Source organism: Pseudomonas fluorescens group sp. PF-69, from assembly GCF_054481235.1.
Genome location: NZ_JBTMNC010000001.1, coordinates 5,109,520 through 5,127,727 on the forward strand (window position 1 = coordinate 5,109,520; position 18,208 = coordinate 5,127,727).

16 protein-coding genes are annotated in these 18,208 nt (G+C 58.4%); 12 read left to right on the forward strand and 4 right to left on the reverse strand.

The annotated features are described in order from the left end of the window. The first annotated feature begins 93 nt into the window (after positions 1 to 93). A complete protein-coding gene (locus ACX3YF_RS24110; RefSeq protein ID WP_458945179.1) occupies positions 94 to 792 on the forward strand; it encodes an ion channel in 699 nt (232 codons plus the stop codon). A gap of 90 nt (positions 793 to 882) precedes the next feature. Here the strand turns inward: ACX3YF_RS24110 and ACX3YF_RS24115 are convergent, their stop codons facing one another. Then, entirely contained in the window at positions 883 to 1,809 is a 927-nt protein-coding gene (locus ACX3YF_RS24115) for a transporter (RefSeq protein WP_448646572.1), read from the reverse strand. Between the two features lie 264 nt (positions 1,810 to 2,073). On the opposite strand from ACX3YF_RS24115, the gene ACX3YF_RS24120 reads away from it, so the two are divergent. The 7 genes from ACX3YF_RS24120 (at position 2,074) to ACX3YF_RS24150 (ending at position 9,615) form a co-directional block, all read left to right on the forward strand. After that, positions 2,074 to 3,285: an MFS transporter gene (locus ACX3YF_RS24120; RefSeq protein ID WP_458974868.1), complete on the forward strand. Its 1,212-nt coding sequence runs from the start codon at positions 2,074 to 2,076 to the stop codon at positions 3,283 to 3,285. A 129-nt stretch (positions 3,286 to 3,414) separates the two neighbouring features. Next, positions 3,415 to 4,110, forward strand: a complete 696-nt coding sequence (locus tag ACX3YF_RS24125) for a TetR/AcrR family transcriptional regulator (protein ID WP_458974446.1) — start codon at positions 3,415 to 3,417, stop codon at positions 4,108 to 4,110. Positions 4,111 to 4,396: 286 nt separating this feature from the next. Beyond that, on the forward strand, positions 4,397 to 4,879 hold the full coding sequence (locus tag ACX3YF_RS24130; protein ID WP_130210916.1) for a VOC family protein: 483 nt from the start codon (positions 4,397 to 4,399) through the stop codon (positions 4,877 to 4,879). Then, on the forward strand, positions 4,876 to 6,096 hold the full coding sequence (locus ACX3YF_RS24135) for an FAD binding domain-containing protein (RefSeq protein ID WP_449105551.1): 1,221 nt from the start codon (positions 4,876 to 4,878) through the stop codon (positions 6,094 to 6,096). The genes ACX3YF_RS24130 and ACX3YF_RS24135 overlap by 4 nt, the downstream gene beginning before the upstream one ends. Positions 6,097 to 6,127: 31 nt before the next feature. Further along, positions 6,128 to 6,490 carry a DUF485 domain-containing protein gene (locus ACX3YF_RS24140; RefSeq protein WP_458974447.1) on the forward strand — a complete coding sequence of 121 codons (363 nt, stop codon included), beginning with the start codon at positions 6,128 to 6,130 and terminating at the stop codon, positions 6,488 to 6,490. After that, positions 6,487 to 8,142 carry a cation acetate symporter gene (locus ACX3YF_RS24145; RefSeq protein WP_458945181.1) on the forward strand — a complete coding sequence of 552 codons (1,656 nt, stop codon included), beginning with the start codon at positions 6,487 to 6,489 and terminating at the stop codon, positions 8,140 to 8,142. Before ACX3YF_RS24140 ends, ACX3YF_RS24145 begins: the two co-directional genes overlap by 4 nt. A gap of 135 nt (positions 8,143 to 8,277) precedes the next feature. Continuing rightward, positions 8,278 to 9,615, forward strand: coding sequence for an OprD family porin (locus ACX3YF_RS24150; protein ID WP_458974448.1), 1,338 nt, complete (start codon positions 8,278 to 8,280; stop codon positions 9,613 to 9,615). Positions 9,616 to 9,841: 226 nt separating this feature from the next. Here ACX3YF_RS24150 and ACX3YF_RS24155 read toward each other — a convergent pair whose 3' ends face one another. From ACX3YF_RS24155 to ACX3YF_RS24165, 3 genes are read right to left on the reverse strand one after another with little or no spacing between them, the layout of a single operon-like run. After that, positions 9,842 to 12,097, reverse strand: a complete 2,256-nt coding sequence (locus ACX3YF_RS24155; RefSeq protein ID WP_458974449.1) for a xanthine dehydrogenase family protein molybdopterin-binding subunit — start codon at positions 12,095 to 12,097, stop codon at positions 9,842 to 9,844. Further along, positions 12,094 to 12,558, reverse strand: coding sequence for a (2Fe-2S)-binding protein (locus tag ACX3YF_RS24160; protein ID WP_130210922.1), 465 nt, complete (start codon positions 12,556 to 12,558; stop codon positions 12,094 to 12,096). The genes ACX3YF_RS24155 and ACX3YF_RS24160 overlap by 4 nt, the downstream gene beginning before the upstream one ends. 5 nt (positions 12,559 to 12,563) lie before the next feature. Continuing rightward, the gene (locus ACX3YF_RS24165) at positions 12,564 to 13,829 is read right to left on the reverse strand and encodes a c-type cytochrome (protein WP_458974450.1); all 1,266 of its coding nucleotides are present in this window, start codon (positions 13,827 to 13,829) and stop codon (positions 12,564 to 12,566) included. Between the two features lie 286 nt (positions 13,830 to 14,115). Between ACX3YF_RS24165 and ACX3YF_RS24170 the strand changes: the two genes are divergently transcribed. The 4 genes from ACX3YF_RS24170 to ACX3YF_RS24185 all read left to right on the forward strand — a co-directional run bounded on the left by ACX3YF_RS24170 (position 14,116) and on the right by ACX3YF_RS24185 (position 18,120). Continuing rightward, positions 14,116 to 14,760 carry a DsbA family oxidoreductase gene (locus tag ACX3YF_RS24170; protein ID WP_196585932.1) on the forward strand — a complete coding sequence of 215 codons (645 nt, stop codon included), beginning with the start codon at positions 14,116 to 14,118 and terminating at the stop codon, positions 14,758 to 14,760. 37 nt (positions 14,761 to 14,797) lie between these two features. Continuing rightward, on the forward strand, positions 14,798 to 15,910 hold the full coding sequence (locus ACX3YF_RS24175; protein WP_196585931.1) for an alkene reductase: 1,113 nt from the start codon (positions 14,798 to 14,800) through the stop codon (positions 15,908 to 15,910). A 53-nt stretch (positions 15,911 to 15,963) separates the two neighbouring features. Further along, positions 15,964 to 17,106, forward strand: coding sequence for an FAD binding domain-containing protein (locus ACX3YF_RS24180; RefSeq protein ID WP_458974451.1), 1,143 nt, complete (start codon positions 15,964 to 15,966; stop codon positions 17,104 to 17,106). Positions 17,107 to 17,220: 114 nt separating this feature from the next. After that, positions 17,221 to 18,120 (forward strand): LysR family transcriptional regulator, encoded by a 900-nt coding sequence (locus ACX3YF_RS24185; protein ID WP_130210927.1) that lies wholly within the window; start codon positions 17,221 to 17,223, stop codon positions 18,118 to 18,120. The last annotated feature ends 88 nt before the right edge of the window (positions 18,121 to 18,208 follow it).

Below are 18,208 nucleotides of genomic sequence, written 5' to 3' on the forward strand. Positions count from 1 at the left end.
CTTGAAAAAACGGGCACAGACAGGGAAGGGGTTCAGAATGTAATTCGAACATAGACGCCATTTAAAGCATCTATTCGGCCTCAGGGAGGCGATATGACCAATCCACAAGATAAACCCGAATCCGATGCGGATTTAGGTCAGATTGTCATAGGGCTGGGGCCTTGCACCTATCTGTTGCTGCTCTTGCTGGGATTGATCCTCCTGTTTCCCTTTCTTGAAGAGGGCATGGTTGACCGCATCTTGCTCGGCATTCTGTTTTCAACCGTGCTGCTCGTGGGCGCTTTCGCCACCAGGCAGAGTCGACAGGGCGTCATTCTCAAACTGTGTCTGGCGTTACTGGGGGTAGGCCTTCTATGGGGGGCATTGTGGGCTGGGAGTGTCGCCGTTCTTAAACTTGCCGGGATGACCTATACAGCGTCTCTTGCCATCTCGTTCAGCGGAGTGCTTCGCTATGTTCTCAAGCGCGGGCCCATTACGGCGGACAAACTGCATGGCGCGCTTGCAGGTTACATCCTGCTGGCGTTCGTCTGGTCATTCGTATATGCCTTGGTCGAGATGTCCAGCGCCGGTTCATTCGGCCCTGGCCACCTTGACTTCGTCCAGCCCGGAAACTTCTTCAAGCTGATCTATTTTAGTCTCACGACCCTCACAACTACCGGTTACGGTGATTTTATCCCGCTAACCAATCACGCTCGTTCACTTGTGATGGTCGAAGAGTTTTCAGGGGTCTTTTACGTGGGTGTGGTGATTGCGCGGCTTGCCGGTCTTTATCCATCGAATCAGATTAAGTGACGCTCGATTTTCCTGAACCACTTCCGGGTATTTCAGCCTCAGTCGAATATCCCGCCGATGCCTGAATGGAATACAGCGCAAGCCCCGGTTTCAAAGCCCTCCGCCGAAGCGATACTGCCAGACGATGCCAATGGCATCGTATTCGCTGCCCGTACGAGTATGTCCGCCATTGCTCGCATTGAGCTTCACCGAATGGTTGCGGTTCAACGGTAGCGTGAGGGTGCATCCGTAGCGCGTATTTTCCTGGAAGTCATGGTTGCCGACGCCATCGATTGAGGTACTCCCCCCCTCAAAGTAGGTCGAATCCAGCGAGACCCAGACACCGTTCTCAAAGGCATAGATAAGATGCGCCTGCACCTGGTAAATCGGGTTCTGGGAAAGTGTGCGGTTGCCCAGGTACTCGTTGTTGTCGGTGTAATAAGTTGCCGCGCCGGACAATTCCAGGGTCACGGGTCCCAGACGCTTGGAGATCCCGAGCTCGGGCTTGAACGACCAGCGGTTGTTGCCGAGATTCACCAGTTTGTTCGCGTCGTACTGGCCCAGTGGTGCCGTGATCGCCAGGCTGGTGCCGATAATCACATCCTGTTTATAGCTGGGGAATTCAGCCAGGGACATCGCCGGGGCGCCATACAAGTTGACCGAGAAGCGAAATCTTGGATCGATCAAGCCCGTCACATTTCGTTCCTTGGGTTCACCGTCAAACAGGGCAGAACCCGTCAATTTTGCCTCAGGCACGACGATATCGAACTTCCCGGAGCGGCCCCAGACGTCCAGGGATCGGGCAAAGGCAAACACGACAGTCTTGATATCGAGCTTGGCATCCTGGAGCGGGACCGAGGGGTTGGCCGTCACGTTGCCATGGAGATCGCTATAGCCCATGAGCAGGAAGTTGATACCGACCGGCGTATTGGCGTAGGACCTGGGCTCGAGATCCTCTGCGCCGGCAATGGAGGTGGCAAGGATGAGCGAGGCGGTTGCGAAACGAATCGGCCTAACGACGCAGAGTTGGTGTTTCATCCACATTCGCTCGCTGTCTGTCAGGCCCCGGAAGTTCTACTCATTGTAGTAGCGCATCCGTATTCGTCTGGCATTCATCGCGCCCACGTACCGACTGCGGTTCCAGCAGACTGGCCAGGCATCTTTTGCGCACGACGCAACAGGACGTTGCGCCATGTCCATATTCTCCCGATGGGGCGTGCCGCCTATTTTGTGGCCTGACAAACATCCAGCGGGTGACCTTCATTGGAACGTCACCGCTGTCGAATTTCAGGAGGTCACAGCATGAGTGTTTCAACAAGCGGTACGGCAACGACGATGGCAAAAGTTTCAATGACGCGAGGGATGGTGCTTCTCTTTGCGTTTTGTTGTGGCGCCATCGTGGCCAACATCTATTACGCACAGCCGATTATCAGCCTGATCGCCCCGGATATCGGCATGTCGAATGGCAGCGCCAGTTTTATCGTATCGCTGACTCAAATCGGCTACGCACTCGGGTTGTTCTTCCTGGTTCCCCTCGCGGACCTCATGGAAAATCGCCGGCTGATGATCGCGACGATCGTGGTTACGATCTTCAGCCTGATCGCCGCGGGTCTGGCCAGGCAGCCGAGCGTGTTCCTTGTCGTCTCGGCACTCATCGGTTTCAGTTCGGTCTCCGTGCAAATGCTGATTCCATTGGCCGCGCATCTGGCGCCGGAAGAATCTCGCGGCCGAGTGGTGGGCGGGATCATGGGCGGCTTGCTGTTGGGGATCTTGCTGGCGCGGCCGTTGTCGAGCCTGGTTGCCGATCATTTTGGCTGGCGGGCCGTGTTTATCGGCGCGGCTGCGTTGATGCTGGTCATTTCCTTGGTGATCGGCATGACCATGCCCAAATGGCAACCCGCCCATCGCGCGTCGTATGGCCAGTTGCTGAAATCCCTTGGCCAACTGTTTTGCCGTGAGCCCGTATTGCGTCAGCGAGCGCTCTATCAAGGGTTGATGTTTGCTGCGTTCAGTCTGTTCTGGACCGCTGTCCCGATGGTATTGAGCCGTGAGTTCGGCCTCTCGCAAAGTCAGATCGCGATTTTCTCTCTGGTCGGTGCCATCGGTGCAATCGCCGCACCTATCAGTGGTCGACTCGCGGATGCCGGGCACACTCGACGCGCTTCACAGTTGGCCATGATATTGGCCGCAGTGAGTTTCCTCCCGGCCTTCATCAACCCTTTTTATGGTGTGATCGGCTTGGCGGTTACCGGTATCGCGCTGGATTTTGCCGTACAGATGAACATGGTGCTTGGACAACGCGCCGTCTACGCCTTGGGCACTGCCAACCGAGGCCGTCTGAATGCGTTGTACATGATCAGCATCTTCATTGGCGGGGCGTTCGGCTCCTCCGTGGCCAGCTCGCTTTATGAACACTTCAGCTGGTTGGCGATTGCGGCCGTCGGAAGTGCACTGTCACTGGTGACCTTGATCGTCTTCCTGGTGGTGTCCCGTAGAGACGCGCAGAGCCACTGAGTCATTGCGCTGCCTGAACGCCTGCCCGGTAACGGAACGGCTCACGTCCTCGGGCGCCGGGTCGGGGGTTCATAGCCAGCGCATTCTTTTGTTTTGTATGATGCCTCGATGAAGCTCGAGCGAGGCGTTATGCAAGACTCAAAAAAATCAGCGGACTCACAGGGTACCGTCAAGGCGGCAACCCGGCGCCTTTCCCCGCAAGTCCGGGAAAAGCAGATCGTGCAGAAAGCCATCGAGCACTTCGCGACCTGCGGATTCTCGGGAAGCACCCGTGAGCTGGCCCGGCAACTGGACGTTACCCAGCCTTTGCTCTATCGCTATTTCCCCAGCAAGGAGGCACTGATCGACCGCGTTTACGACGAGGTCTATCAGTGGGATGCTTCGTGGGAGACGGTGATCAAGGATCGTTCGCAACCCCTTCAGGCACGCCTGGTGCGTTTCTATACCTCATACGCCCATGTGATTTTGCGACGAGAATGGATTCGCATCTTCGTGTTCGCCGGGTTGACCCGTGAAGGCATCAACGATCGGTATCTGGCCAAATTACGTGAGCGCGTCTTCATTCCCGTTATTGCTGAAATACGCCATGCCCATGGCCTGGCGCCTTCCTGCGGTGAAACGATCAATGAAAAAGAGCTCGAACTGATCTGGAGTTTGCATGCCAGCATTTTCTATATCGGCGTGCGCAAATGGATCTACGATCTGCCGGTGACCGAAGACATTGACGCGCTGATAGAGCAGATGGTCGATGCGTTCCTCAATGGCGGTCCCCATGTATTGGCTCAGGTCGACAACGACATCGGCGAGACCCCTCGTTTGAGTTGATTTCCCGCCTGGCCACCCCCTGACATCCTGCTTCCACCCTTCTTTTTTCGACCACTCATCACCTGTTTCAGCCTTTGGCTGGATAGGTGGCGGGAGGGCGAGCACCTCGCTGTTTCGCTCTGAAAAGCCCGTTCCAAACGCCTGAAACGCATTCTGCCAGGACGCCATCGCGACGTGGCTCAGGGGCAGTCCTGAAAAAATCGGGTCCATCGGCTATTTACATCAAATTCGTCAGGCCTTACTGTTTATCAACCGATAAATAACAACAAAATCTGTTGGAGGCACCATGCAAGTCCGAAAGCTCGCTCATTACTCGATCCGGTCGTTCGACCTGGAAAAATCCAGTCAATTTTATGAAAGGGTGCTCGGTTTCACCCCTGGCTACCGGCCGCCGTTCGACTTTCCCGGCGTGTGGTTGTACATGGGAGGGGACGAGCAGGATTTTGGTACGGTCCACATTATCGGGATCGATCCCTCCAACCCCGAGGGTCTGCAGCAGTATCTCGGCGACAAGGACATCCCGCTGAAGGGCACTGGGACCGTTGATCACATTGCGTTTCTGGTAACCGGCCTGGTTGAGTTCTGGGGTGTCCTGAAAGCCGAAGGCATTGCCTGGCGTGATCGCACCGTTCCGAGCCTGGGCCTGCATCAGGTTTTCATCGAAGACCCTTCCGGCGTCACCATCGAACTCAACTTCCCGGCCTCCGAGATTGAAGCCGTCGGTTCCTACGCTGCCCATGCCGCTGCGACGGTGGAGGTGCAACCATGATGAATAGGCCGAACAAACGCCGCGCCATTGTCGTCGGTGGCTCGCTGGGTGGCCTGTTTGCAGCGAACATGTTGCTTCGCAAGGGCTGGGATGTCGAAGTCTTCGAACGGGTACCGGATGAACTCGCTGGACGAGGCGCAGGGATCGTTACACACCCTGAGTTGTTCGAAGCGATGGCCGCAGCGGGCATCCCACTCGATGCGTCGGTTGGTATCGACGTGCTGTCGCGCGTCACGTTGGACCAGGACGGCGATGTCGTACTGGAGAACGCGCTCCCGCAAACGCTGACCGCGTGGGGAAAGATGTACCAGGTGCTTCGCGCCGCTTTTCCAGACTCGCTCTATCGTTGCGGTGGCAGCGTCGTCTCGGTCCAAAGCACGGAGTCCCATGCCAGCGTCACACTGGCCGATGGCACCACCCATCAAGCAGACATCATCATTGCCGCCGATGGATTTCGCTCGACGATTCGCCAGCAGCTTTTGCCTGACTTGCATCTGCAATACGCCGGCTATATCGCCTGGCGCGGGTTGGTCGATGAAGGTGTTCTTTCCGACTCCGCCCACGCCGCGCTCTTCGATAAATTTGCGTTCTGTTTACCCCCGCGCGAACAGATTTTGGGGTATCCGGTTGCCGGTCAGTCGAACAGCACCCTGGCCGGCGAGCGTCGGTACAACTTCGTGTGGTACCGCACCAGCGGCGACGATGAGTTGAAGGACCTGCTCCGGGATGAGAGCGGTAAACAGTTTGAAGGTGGAATTCCTCCGACGCTGATACGTCGTGACGTGCTCGCCGATATGTATGAGTCCGCCGATACGCTGCTCGCCCCGCAGTTTGCCGAAGTCGTGAAGAAAGCTGCCCAGCCGCTGTTCCAGCCGATTTACGACCTTGAAGTACCGAAGATGAATTTCGGACGCATCGCCTTGCTCGGCGACGCTGCATTCGTGGTCCGTCCCCACTGCGGGATGGGGGTCACCAAGGCGGCCGGTGATGCCTTGGCCATCGTCGAAGCGCTCGAGCGAGAGGCATCCGTTGAAGAAGCCTTGGCGGCCTACAGCGAGCAACGTTGCCGTTTCGGTGCCTCGATCGTTCAGCACGCCCGGCATCTTGGCGCCTACATGCAGGCGCAATTGAAAAGCGAGCAAGAGCGCGAAATGGCTGAGTTGTACCGGACTCCGGAAGCCGTGATGCGCGAAACGGCAGTGCCGGTGAAGTTTTAATTCAGTCACACGCCCTTCGCAGGAGAGAACCATGGAACATGCCTATCCGCAAGACGGTGGCCCGGCCGTGTCCGCTGGACAGCTTGAAGACACCATTCAAAATCCGATTCTGGAAAACCCGCAGTTTCGTGCATTGGTCAAACAGCGACGAATATTTTCGTGGAGCATGACGGCTCTCATGCTGGCGGTCTATTTCGGCTTTATTCTTTCGCTGGCCTTTATTCCTGCCCGCCTGGGTACCCCCATCACCGAAGGTCATCCCATGACGTGGGGCGTGCCGATTGGCTTCGGGATGCTCGCCTTCACGATTCTTCTCGTTGCCGTCTACGTCTGGCGCACCCACACCTGCTACGACCCCAAAATAAAAACAATCATCGGGAGCTTCAAAAAATGAAGCGTCTTCTTTTGACCTTCTCGGCCATCCTTGCTTCGGCAACTGTCTACGCGAGCGATGTCCCTGCCGCAGTGCCCAAACACAACCCCATTGCCATCGGCATGTTCCTGGCGTTCGTCGTGTTCACTCTATTTGTCACACGATGGGCGGCGCGCAAGAACAATAGCGTGGCCGATCACTATGCCGCAGGCGGGAAAATCACCGGTTTCCAGAATGGTTGGGCCATTGCCGGAGACTACATGTCCGCAGCGTCCTTACTGGGCATCTCCGCGTTGGTGTTTACCAGTGGCTTCGATGGACTGATCTACTCGATCGGCTTTCTCGCCAGCTGGCCGATCATTCTGTTCCTGATCGCCGAGCCTCTGCGCAACCTTGGGCGCTACACCCTGGCGGATGTCCTGTCCTACAGGCTGAAGCAAAGACCCATACGGGCTTTTGCGGCGTCCAGTTCCATCGTGATCGTGCTGCTTTACCTGGTGTCTCAACTGGTGGGCGCCGGGAAACTGGTGGAATTGCTGTTCGGCTTCGATTACACCGCAGCTGTACTGCTGGTGGGTACGCTGATGGTCATCTATGTGTTCTTTGGCGGGATGCTGGCCACCACCTGGATTCAGATTATCAAGGCCGTGTTACTGCTGACCGGCTGCGTTTTCATGGCGTTCATGGTGTTGTCCGAGTTCGGATTCAGCCTGAACCAACTGTTCACTCAAGCCATTCAGGTTCATCCGTCCCATGGGGCAATCATGAGCCCCGGCGGTTTGATTTCCGATCCCGTCTCCGCCATTTCCCTGGGGTTGGCGCTGGTCTTCGGTACGGCGGGTCTTCCACACATTCTCATGCGGTTTTTCACTGTCGGTGACGTTAAAGCCGCGCGCCAGAGCATTCTCTATGCCTCCGGTCTCGTCGGCATCGGGTACGCGCTGATTGTCATCATTGGCTTTGGCACCATCGCCCTGGTGGCGAGCAATCCGGCCTATCACGATGCATCCGGTGGAATATTGGGTGGCGTTAACATGGTTGCCATTCACCTTGCCCATAACGTTGGGGGCAATGTCTTCCTCGGATTCATGTGCGCGGTGTCGTTCTCGACGATATTGGCGGTCGTGGCAGGGTTGACCCTCGCTGGCTCGTCAGCGGTTTCTCATGACCTCTATGCCCATGCGTTGCGCCGTGGCACCGCCAGCGACCGTGACGAAATGCGCGTCTCCCGCGTGACGACCATCGTACTGGGTGTGCTGTCGATTCTCCTGGCGATTGCGTTTGAAAAGCAAAACATCGCCTTCATTGTGAGCTTGACGTTCTCCATCGCCGCCAGTTCCAACTTTCCGGTCCTGCTGTTATCGATCTACTGGAAAGGCCTGACAACCCGTGGGGCCGTGATGGGTGGATCGCTGGGGCTGGTATCGGCCATTACCCTGTGCATTCTCAGCCCAACCGTTTGGGTCAAGATCCTTCATCATCAGCAAGCCTGGTTCCCTTATGAATATCCGGCCCTGTTTTCAATGGCCGTCGCATTCATCGGTATTTTCTGGTTTTCCATGACCGATCGCTCCGCCAGTGCCATCAGAGAACGCAATCAATTCGAAAACCAGTTGGTCGATTCTGAACTGGGTACGCCGGCCACATGGAAGGCTCAGCTCAAAGCCGATTAATCCATGTAGTGGTTCCCTGCATTAAATAATTTCTGAATAACGGCGCTTATGTTCCATGTGCTGCCGGGACATTTGCGCCTGAAAAATGCTTAAAAGTTAATACAAAAATAATAATCTCAACGTGAGTGCAGAGAAATGAAATGTACTTTTACCCTTGCGGCCGCCCTGTGTGTCTTGGCGCAGCAAACCCATGCGGCTGGTTTCATTGAAGATAGTAAGGCAGCGCTTAAATTGCGTAATTACTACATCAACAGCGATTATCGCGACTCTGCAACACCCGCACAGAAAGCCGCCAATCAAAGTTATCAAGCGGAATGGGGACAGGCTTTCCAGCTGGAATACATCTCCGGATATACCGAGGGCCCTGTCGGATTGGGTGTCGATGCTTTAGGCATGTTGGGTGTAAAGCTCGATTCAAGCGCCGGCAAACATGGCAATCCAACGGGTAACAACTTCGGCGGCGTGGTGTTTCCAAGCGACGGCGACCATGCGGTTGACGATTTCTCCAGCCTGGGACTGACCGGGAAAGTGAAGATTTCCAAGACCGAGTTGAAGCTTGGCACTCTGGTGCCGAAACTCCCGGTTATCTATAGCAATGACGGACGATTGCTGCCGCAAACCTGGCAAGGAGCCCAGGTGACCTCTGCGGACATCAAGGATCTGATCCTGACCGGAGGGCAAATTGACGGGGTCAAGGGCCGCAACTCCAGCAATATCGAAAACATGTCCATTGCGGGTGCCAACAATCCTGTCACCGGTCGCTTCAGCAATAAGTTCCTTTTTGCGGGCGGCGATTACAAACTGAGCAAAGACCTGACCTTGCAATATTATTACGGCAACCTTGAGGATTTTTATAAGCAGCACTTTCTGGGGTTGATTCATAACTGGGCAATCGGTTCAGGCGTGCTAACCAGTGATCTTCGATATTTCAATAGCCAGGACGCTGGTGCGAACGGTCATGATCCTGCTTACTTTACGACAGGCTACTACGGCGGTAATACGATCAAAGGCAAAGTCGACAATAACCTGTTCAGTGGATTATTGACCTACGCCGTTGCCGGTCACACCTTCGGAGCCGGCTATGAGGTTAGCAACGGGAAAAGCGATTTCCCTTATTTAAACCAGGGTGACGGTCCGACCACTTACACCATCACGGAAATGCAGGTTCAGAAATTCGTGCACGCCGGCGAGAAGTCCTGGCAGGCACGCTACGCCTTTGACTTTGCAAAACTGGGCTTGCCCGGTGCGACAGCGGGGGTTGTCTACGTTAAAGGCGATGACATCAACACCATCGCTTCCAGCGATTCAAGTGAGTGGGAGCGCGATATAACGCTGGCCTATGTCGTGCAATCGGGACCGTTGAAAGGCGTTAGCCTCATGTGGAAAAACGCGATGGTACGAAACAACATCCCGAACACCCGCCAACAGGACGAAAACCGGATCATCATCAATTACCAACTGGCGTTGTTTTAGGCGTTGTCCGGTAGAGCGCGGGTGAAACCCTATTCAGCGGGCTGGCTGCCCGCTTGACTGACAGGCAGCGCTTAAAGGCGTGTTGCGTGTACATGCCGTTCTCTTCCAACGGCATGTTTTATAGACGAGAAACATTTCCCTTGAATGGGGTAGGGCGGTGCGAGTGATCCTCCACCGCCTTTTTTTCGAGTGTGCGATGGGCGACCGATACACAGGTCAGGATTGCTCATGATCCCAACGCTTCCTGCCAGCCACGTCGAGCCAGTGGCAGATCGAGCAAACGCTTGCCGGTGGCATCCCGAATGGCGTTACCCAGCGCTGCGGCCATGGGGCCCTGGACGATTTCCGCGGCACCGAGAAATGGCTGGTCCGGCTGATCGATCATGTGGACCTCGACCTGTTTCGGCACCTCGGAAAAACGCATGATCGGATAGCCGCTCCAATCGAAGCTGTGCATGCCATTGGCGTCATAGAGGATTCGTTCATAGAGCGTCCAGCTGGCGGACTGCACGATGCCGCCCTGAACCTGATTGAGCAGCCCATCGGGGCTGACAATTTGCCCCACATCGACGGCGGCCACCACCCGATCAATCGTCACTTGCCCGGTCTGGCGCTGCACATGCAACTGCACGGCGATGGCGCAGTAACCCATGATGTTTTTATAGCGTGCGAAGGCGAAGCCGATTCCACTGCCGGGGCCTGTGGCTTTTTGCGGCCAGCGGAACGCACTGGCCACGCGATCCACCACCGCCCGTGCTCGCGGATCGCTCAAGTGATTGAGGCGAAATTGCACCGGATCCACCGCAGCCCGCGCCGCCAGTTCATCCACCGTGCTTTCGATGGCGAACACATTGATATGGGCACCTAGCGAACGCATGGCCGAGGTCCTGAAGGGCATGCTCAGCACAAAATTCAGGTCAATCTGCTGGTTGGGTATCTCATACAACGGAACCGCGTTACGGTCGCCGTCACCCTCGGGTTGGGCGATCGGGACCGAAGGCGCAGGGGTGAAGGGTTTGGCCAATAGCCACGCCGGCAGCAGGCGCCCGGCATTGACGATGCGTTCGTTGTGCGGCGTGCTCCAGAGTTCGTATTTCCAGTCACGCAGACGCCCGCTGTCGTCCAGTCCCGCTTCCACTTCGGCCAGCATTGCCGAGCTGTAGGGCTCCCAGAGATTCTCCTGTTCGCGCATCCATTGCACCCGTATGGGGTTGCCAGGCAGGGCCATGGCGATCAACGCGGCATCGGCGGCGGCGTCATCGGCGCCGTTGTGGCCATAGCAGCCGGAGCCTTCAGCATGGATGCAGCGCACCTGCTGCACAGGCAGACCCAGCATCTCGGCGATGCCCATGCGCAGAGGATAAACACCCTGGGTGTGGGTCCAGACGGTCAGCGTCCCATCCTTGAACCAGGCCACCGCGCAAGACGGTCCGATGGAACCATGCATCAGGTATTGCTTGGTCACCCGTGCCTTGTACCCACGGGACTCGGGTTGCGTGAGGCGACCCTTGGCGCTCACCGGGTAGCGCCGCGCCGGCAGCTCGGTAAGCAGCTGATGGATATGGGTCGAGTCAGGTAGCGGACTCCCTTCGGTCCAGCGGGCAGTGGCGTAGCCCTCGCGCATTGCCTTGACCGCCAGCCATTCATCGGTGGCGACCACCGCGAGGTAGCTGCCGTTGCGGACCAGTTTCACCACGCCGGGGAGTTTATTGAGGGCGGCTTCGTCAATGTCCAGTAGCTGACTGCCGCGCCGGGGTGGACGTATCACGCGGGCATGCAGCATGTCCGGCAGGCGCATGTCCTGCACATAGGCCGCACCGCCGCTGACCTTGGCCGGGATGTCCAGCCTGGGCAATGATGTGCCGATCAGGGTGAAGCTGCTGGCTGGCTTGAAGGGGGAACTCGCCGATGCGTAGCGATGCAATTGAACCCCGTTCACCGCTTGTGTGTAGGTCATGCTGCGACCTTGCCCATCGTGGATCACCGCGTCCCGCGTGCTCAGGCTGTCGGTGTTGCATTGCCATTGGCGAGCCGCGGATTCGAGTAACAACTGACGTACCTGGGCCGCCGCGTTGAACAGTGCAGTGCCGCTGTCGACGATCGTATGGCTGCCGGCGGTGTAACCCTCATTGGGTGTCAGCGCAGTGTCGGCCGTGAGAAAGCGGATCAGACCCGGTGACACTTCCAGGCGTTCCGCGGCGATCTGCAGGAGCGCGGTCTTGACCCCAGTGCCCAGTTCCACTTTGCCGGTGTAGACGGTAATGCCGTCTTTGGCGTCAATGCGGATCCAGGCGTCCAGATAGGGCGTGGCCCGCAGGCTGCCGGGCAAATCAGGCGCCAGGATTGCCGTACCCAGGGTGTCCACTTCGGTGTCGGCGAAGGCACGCGGGATACCGGGGAGCATGGCGAACCCCATCACCAACGCGCCGTTTATCACGAAGGCGCGGCGGCTCAGATCGACGTTTTGCGTTGAGGACTTCATACCTTGGCTCCCTGCGCGATGACCGATTTGATGGCGGCGAGGATCCGCACATGGGTGCCGCAGCGGCACAGGTTGGGCGCCATGTGGCGACGAATCGTGTCATCGTCCGGATGAGGGTTTGTCTCCAACAGAGCCTGCGCCCGTACGATCATCCCCGCGATGCAATAACCACACTGGGCTGCCTGCTCGTCGATAAAGGCTTTCTGCAACGGCCCCGGTTTGTCGGCGCTGCCCAGGCTCTCCACGGTGCGCACGGACTTGCCCGCCAGCGCGCCGCAGGGCGTCAGGCATGAAAACACCGGCTTGTCGTTCACTAAAACCGTGCAAGCGCCGCACTGACCCAGACCGCAGCCGTATTTCGCGCCATTGAGCCCTGCCTGGTTGCGCAGGGCATACAGCAGCGGCATGTCTTGCGGGATGTCCAGTTCATGCGTCTTGCCGTTGATGTCGAGTGTGATCACGGTGGCTACTCCTGAGTCCGAATGCTCTTGATTGTCTTGTCGAGATCCGTCCAGGGCCTGGTCGGGCAGCTCTCGTTGCGCAAATACTCGGCGATGGCGGCGAGGTGGGTGTCATCCAGACTGTCTGCGAAGCCAGGCATGTAGTGGCTGGAGTCGGCGGTGGACATCGGGATGCCCTGCAAAATGGTCTGGATCAGATTACGTGACGAGTCCGCCCTGACGGCGCTGGTGTTTCCCAGCGCGGGCCTCGAATCCAGGGTGCGCATGGGGGCGGCGGCGCTGTGGCAACTTGCGCAGGCACCCTCGAACAGCGCCGCACCGGGCAGCGTCCTGGCAGTGGGATTGGCCGCTGGCGGGCAGGGCGGTGACGTGGCGTCCGACGAGGTTTTTTTAAGGTCAAGGATATAGCGGGCGATGGCCTGGGCATCTTCCACCGGCAATTGCGCGATGCTCAGGCTGACCGGCAACATCGGGCCCGCCGCCGCGCCGTGATCTTCGGCGACCTTGCCCGTCAGATAGGCGACCAACTGGGCTTCATTCCAGGGGTGTTGCGCGTCGGCCATCCCGCGCAGGGAGGGGGCCGTCCAGCCGTCGACGATACCGCCGTTGAACAGCTCGCTGCTCTTTTCGCCGCCAATCAGATTCAGCGGCGAATGACAGGACGAACAGTGTCCCGCGCCTTCGACCAGATAGCGTCCGCGGTTCCATTGCGCAGACCGGTCGGGAAGCGGTTCCAGCGGGTCGCCATGCAGGAACAGCAAGTTCCAGAACGACACCAGCGCACGGAAGTTCATGGGGAAAACCATATGGTTTTCAGGTGCGGTGTATTTGACCGGGTCCACGCTCATCAGGAAGGCGTAGGCATCGGCGATATCGGCATCACTCAACTTTCGGTAATGCACGTAGGGGAAGGCCGGGTAGAGGAAGTGACCGTCGCGGGCGATGCCTTCACGCATGGCTCGTTCAAAGGCCGGCAGCGACCACTTGCCGATACCGGTTTCCGGGTCCGGGGTGATGTTGGTGGTGAAGAGTGTTCCGAAGGGCGTGATCAATGGCAAGCCGCCCGCCATGTAGTCGCCCCCGGGCCGCGTGTGGCAGACCGCGCAGTCGCCCGCTTCGACGATGCGCCGGCCTCGGTCCAGGGTTTCCCTTCCGGCACTCTGCGGCGGTCTGACAGCAGCGATTTCCGGCCTCCACATCATCCAGAACGCGAACCCTATTCCCACCACGCCGAGCGCCACAACGGCACCGATGATCGTTTTGCGCTTCATCGCCTTACCTCTCGAACTGAGTAAACGACAGATCTTTCAATCCGCCGCGTGCGATTGGCGTACGGCGACTTTCAGCTCGGTGAGCTTAGACAGGGCGCTTGGGATCGAGTAGTCCATCATGGCGCAACGCTACATTGCGCCGGGCGCAACGGCGGCCATGAGCCGACGCGCCGATCACCTCAGCGTTGCGTTTTGCGAAAAGCAACGTTGCGCGGCAGGTGGATACTCCGGCGGGTGCCGGACGCTTACCTTGGGGGGGTGAAAACATTCAACCACGGAGGCCGTCATGAGTTTGCACTCAACCACCATTCAAGTGACTTACGACTTCATCTGCCCATGGTGCTGGATCGGTGAGGTGAATCTTGAACGCGCACTGGCCGCGTCAGGTTTTTCAACTGACCGTCAAATCAGTTTCCTGCCTTACCAATTGAACCCGGACATGCCTGTTCGAGGCATGGATCGCAAGGCCTATCGCTCTGGCAAATTCGGCAGTTGGGCGCGCAGCCAGGCCATGGACGCGCAGGTCACCCACGCCGGCAAGGCCGTCGGCCTCGGGTTCCATTATGAGCGCGTCGAAACCACCCCCAACACCCTGGCCGCGCATCGCTTGGTATGGCGCGAGCAACAGGCGGGTAAAGACGCTTCATGCCTGGTCAAGGCCATTTTCAAGGCGTACTTCGGCGAGGGGCGGGATATCGGCGACCTCAATGTGTTGGCCGATATCGCTGGCGAAACAGGACTGGACCGCAAGGCCATTGTCGACTTTCTCAACACCGATGAAGGCACGGCTGAAGTCTTGAAGCTCGAAGCGCAAAGCAAGGCGTCCGGTGTGCGTTCGGTACCGACCATCGAGATCGCGGATGACGTGATCAGTGGCGCACAACCCAGCGAAATCATGATCCAGATACTGAAACGAAACCAGGCCGCTTGAGCCGCTTGTCCAACCCCGATCCCTACAGGAAATCATCATGTCCCATCACTTGTTCAGCCCAATCAAACTCGGTCAACTCAACCTCGATCACCGCGTCGCCATGGCCCCTCTGACTCGCTCGCGGGCGGGGCAGCCCGGCAACGTGCCGACATCGATGAACGTCGAGTACTACCGCCAGCGCGCCAGTGCCGCGTTGATCATCACCGAGGCCACTCAGATTTCGCAGCAGGGTCAGGGTTACGCCTGGACGCCGGGCATCCATAGCGACGCGCAGATTCACGGCTGGAAAGCGGTCAGCGACGCCGTGCATGCGGAAGGCGGGCGCATTTTCCTGCAGCTCTGGCATGTGGGGAGGGTGTCACACCCCGTATTTCAACCGAACGGCGGCTTGCCGGTCGCGCCGACCGCGCAGCCGGTCCCCGGCAAGACCTTCATCCTCAATGAGCAGGGCGAGGGGGTGTGGGGTGATGTACCTGTCCCTCAGGAACTGGACATCCCGGGGATCGAAGCGATCGTTTCCGATTTCCGCAAGGCCGCGCGCAATGCGCTTCTGGCCGGTATGGACGGCGTGGAAATCCACGCGGGCAATGGCTACCTGCTGGACCAATTCATCAACAGCGCCAGCAATCAGCGCAGCGATCGCTACGGTGGAAGTATTGAAAACCGTGCACGGCTGCTGCTCGAAGTGGTTCAAGCGGTGACCGAAGAAGTCGGGGCCGAACGCGTTGCCGTGCGCCTGACACCGATGGGGCGATTCATGGGAATGGGCGATGACACCCCGGAACAGACCTTCGGCTACATTGCTTCCCGGCTCAATCAATGGAATCTCGCCTACCTGCACCTGGTGGAACCGATGATGGTCGGCACGGTGCTCGATGAAAGTAATGATCCACGCTGGGACGCCATCATCAAACAGCTGCGTGCTGACTTCCACGGCGTTCTGATGCTGGCGGGTGGTTACACCGCAGAGACCGCTGAACAGGCCATCGCGCAGGGGCGTGCCGACCTCATCGCTTTCGGTCGCCCGTTCATTGCCAACCCCGACTTGCCGGCTCGCCTGCGCGGGAGGACCGAACTCAACCCGGCGGACGGCAACAGCTTTTTTGGCGGCGACGCCAAGGGCTACATCGACTATCCGGCGCTGGCATAACGCAGCTCAAAACCGGTTGGTTCGGCAATCACCACTTCGCAAGGAGAAAGGTCATGAAGAGTCCGGATAGTCCGAAGGCCCTGGTCATCGGTGGTTCACTGGGCGGTCTGTTTGCCGCCACGGCGTTGCGGGCGATTGGCTGGCACGTCGATATTTTCGAGCGCTCCCCCGCGGCAATGGATAGCCGTGGCGGTGGCATCGTTCTGCAAGCGGACGTCCTGCAGCATTTTCGCTATGCCGGCATCCAACATACCCATGCGTTGGGTGTCCGGTCCCATGATCGTCTGTATCTGGATCGAGCCGGTAGCGTCTTGCATAAAGAACCGATGCCGCAAACACAGACGTCCTGGAACACCGTGTACAACGCATTGTTTTCCGCCTTTCCCGCCGAGCATTATCACCGTGGCAAGACGCTGGTGGATCTGGCTCAGGACGAGCACCGGGTGACGGCGATGTTCGCCGATGGCAGTCGTGCCGAGGCAGACCTGCTGGTGGGGGCCGATGGGGCGGGTTCATCCGTGCGGAGCAGGGTGTTGCCCGGGGCGCAACCTGGCTATTCGGGCTATGTGGTTTGGCGTGGGCTTGTGGATGAAGACCGACTTGCAGACTTCGCCAAGACGCAGCTTTACGAGGACTTTGTCTTTCAACAGGACCCTGGATCGCTGATGCTCGAATACATGGTGCCAGGCTTGAACGGCTCCGTTGAGCCTGGCGAGCGTCGGTTCAACTGGCTATGGTATTTGAAAGCTGCGCAAGGGCCGGAACTGGACGCCGTGCTCACTGATCGCGACGGCCAGCGGCGGAGCCACTCCATTCCACCGGGGGCTTTGGCTGCGGAGCAGGAGGCTTACCTGCGGGAAATGGGCGAGCGGCATGCAAACCCGGCTTTTCGTGAACTGATTCGCCAGACCCAGGACATTTTTGTCCAGGCGATCCTTGATCTCGACGTTCCACAAATGGTGTTCGGACGTGTGCTGTTGACCGGCGATGCCGCTTTTGTACCGCGGCCCCATACCGCCGCAAGCACGGCCAAGGCGGCCCGCAATGCACTGTTCCTGGCACAGGCCATCGACGACAGTGGCGATCTCGACAAAGCCCTGCAGACCTGGCAACGACAGCAACTTGCAGAAGGCAAGCGCATGAGGGACTGGGGAGTGAACATGGGCAACCGGATCATGGGCATCACGCCATCCTGATTCAGCGGCTCGTATCGGGTTTAATCCACCACTGATTGAGCACAGCCATGCAAGACGTGAAACGCCTGGTCATGCACAGTCGTTACCTTTCCTTCTCGATCCTGGACTCCGCTTATGGATAAGTTGCTGGCGCTCAAAATGTTTGTCGAAACCGTACGCTGTGGGGGGTATTCGTCAGCGGCGCGCAAGCTTGGCATCTCCACTTCGTCTGTGACCCGGCAGGTCGCGGGGCTGGAGAGTGAGCTGGGCGCCAGCTTGCTCAATCGCACCACGCGCAACACGAGCGTCACGGTGGCGGGGCAGCACTATTTCGATAAAGCCGTGGCGATCCTGGAGGCCATCGAGGAGGCCGATGCCGTCGTGGCCGACCGTGGCAGCGAAGCGCAAGGACGCTTACGGGCCAGCGTCCCGGTGGAGTTCGGCCGACGCATCATCGCGCCGCATCTGGGGCGACTGCTGGATCGTCATCCTGGCCTGGAGATCAGCCTCGCGCTGAGCGACGAGGTCAGTGACCTGCTCAGCGAGCAAATAGATGTGTCCGTGCGCCTGGGTTCATCGGTGGTCAGTGAAGACATCGTCAGCAAGCGCCTGGGCGATTTCCAGCGCTGGGTAGTGGCGAGCCCCGATTACCTGACGCGTACCGGACTGCCCCGACACCCCCATGATTTGCTGGAGCACCAGTGCCTGCGTTTTGATTACCGCACCGGCCACCACAATTGGACGTTCCAGGGTGATGAGGAAATCATTCGTTTGAATGTGCAGGGAAGGCTGCAAAGCAACAACGCCGACATTTTGCGCGAGGCGGCGTTGGCCGGGGGCGGGGTGACGCTATTGGCCGACTGGCTGGTGCGTGACGATGTCAGCGCAGGTCGCCTGACGCGTGTGCTGGAGCAGTACGAGGTCAACCCAGGCAGTGCGAGCACTAGCATCAATGCGCTGTACCTGCCCAATCATCGTGGTTCCAGTCGCATCAATGTGTTCATTGAGTTTCTGCAGGAAATCCTCGCCCCCTGAGCATGAGCTGTGCGTTTGACTACCCGGCCTGTGCGACATTGCCCTAGACGGTTCAGGCAGGGTAGATCTCCATCGTGACGCCCCGCAG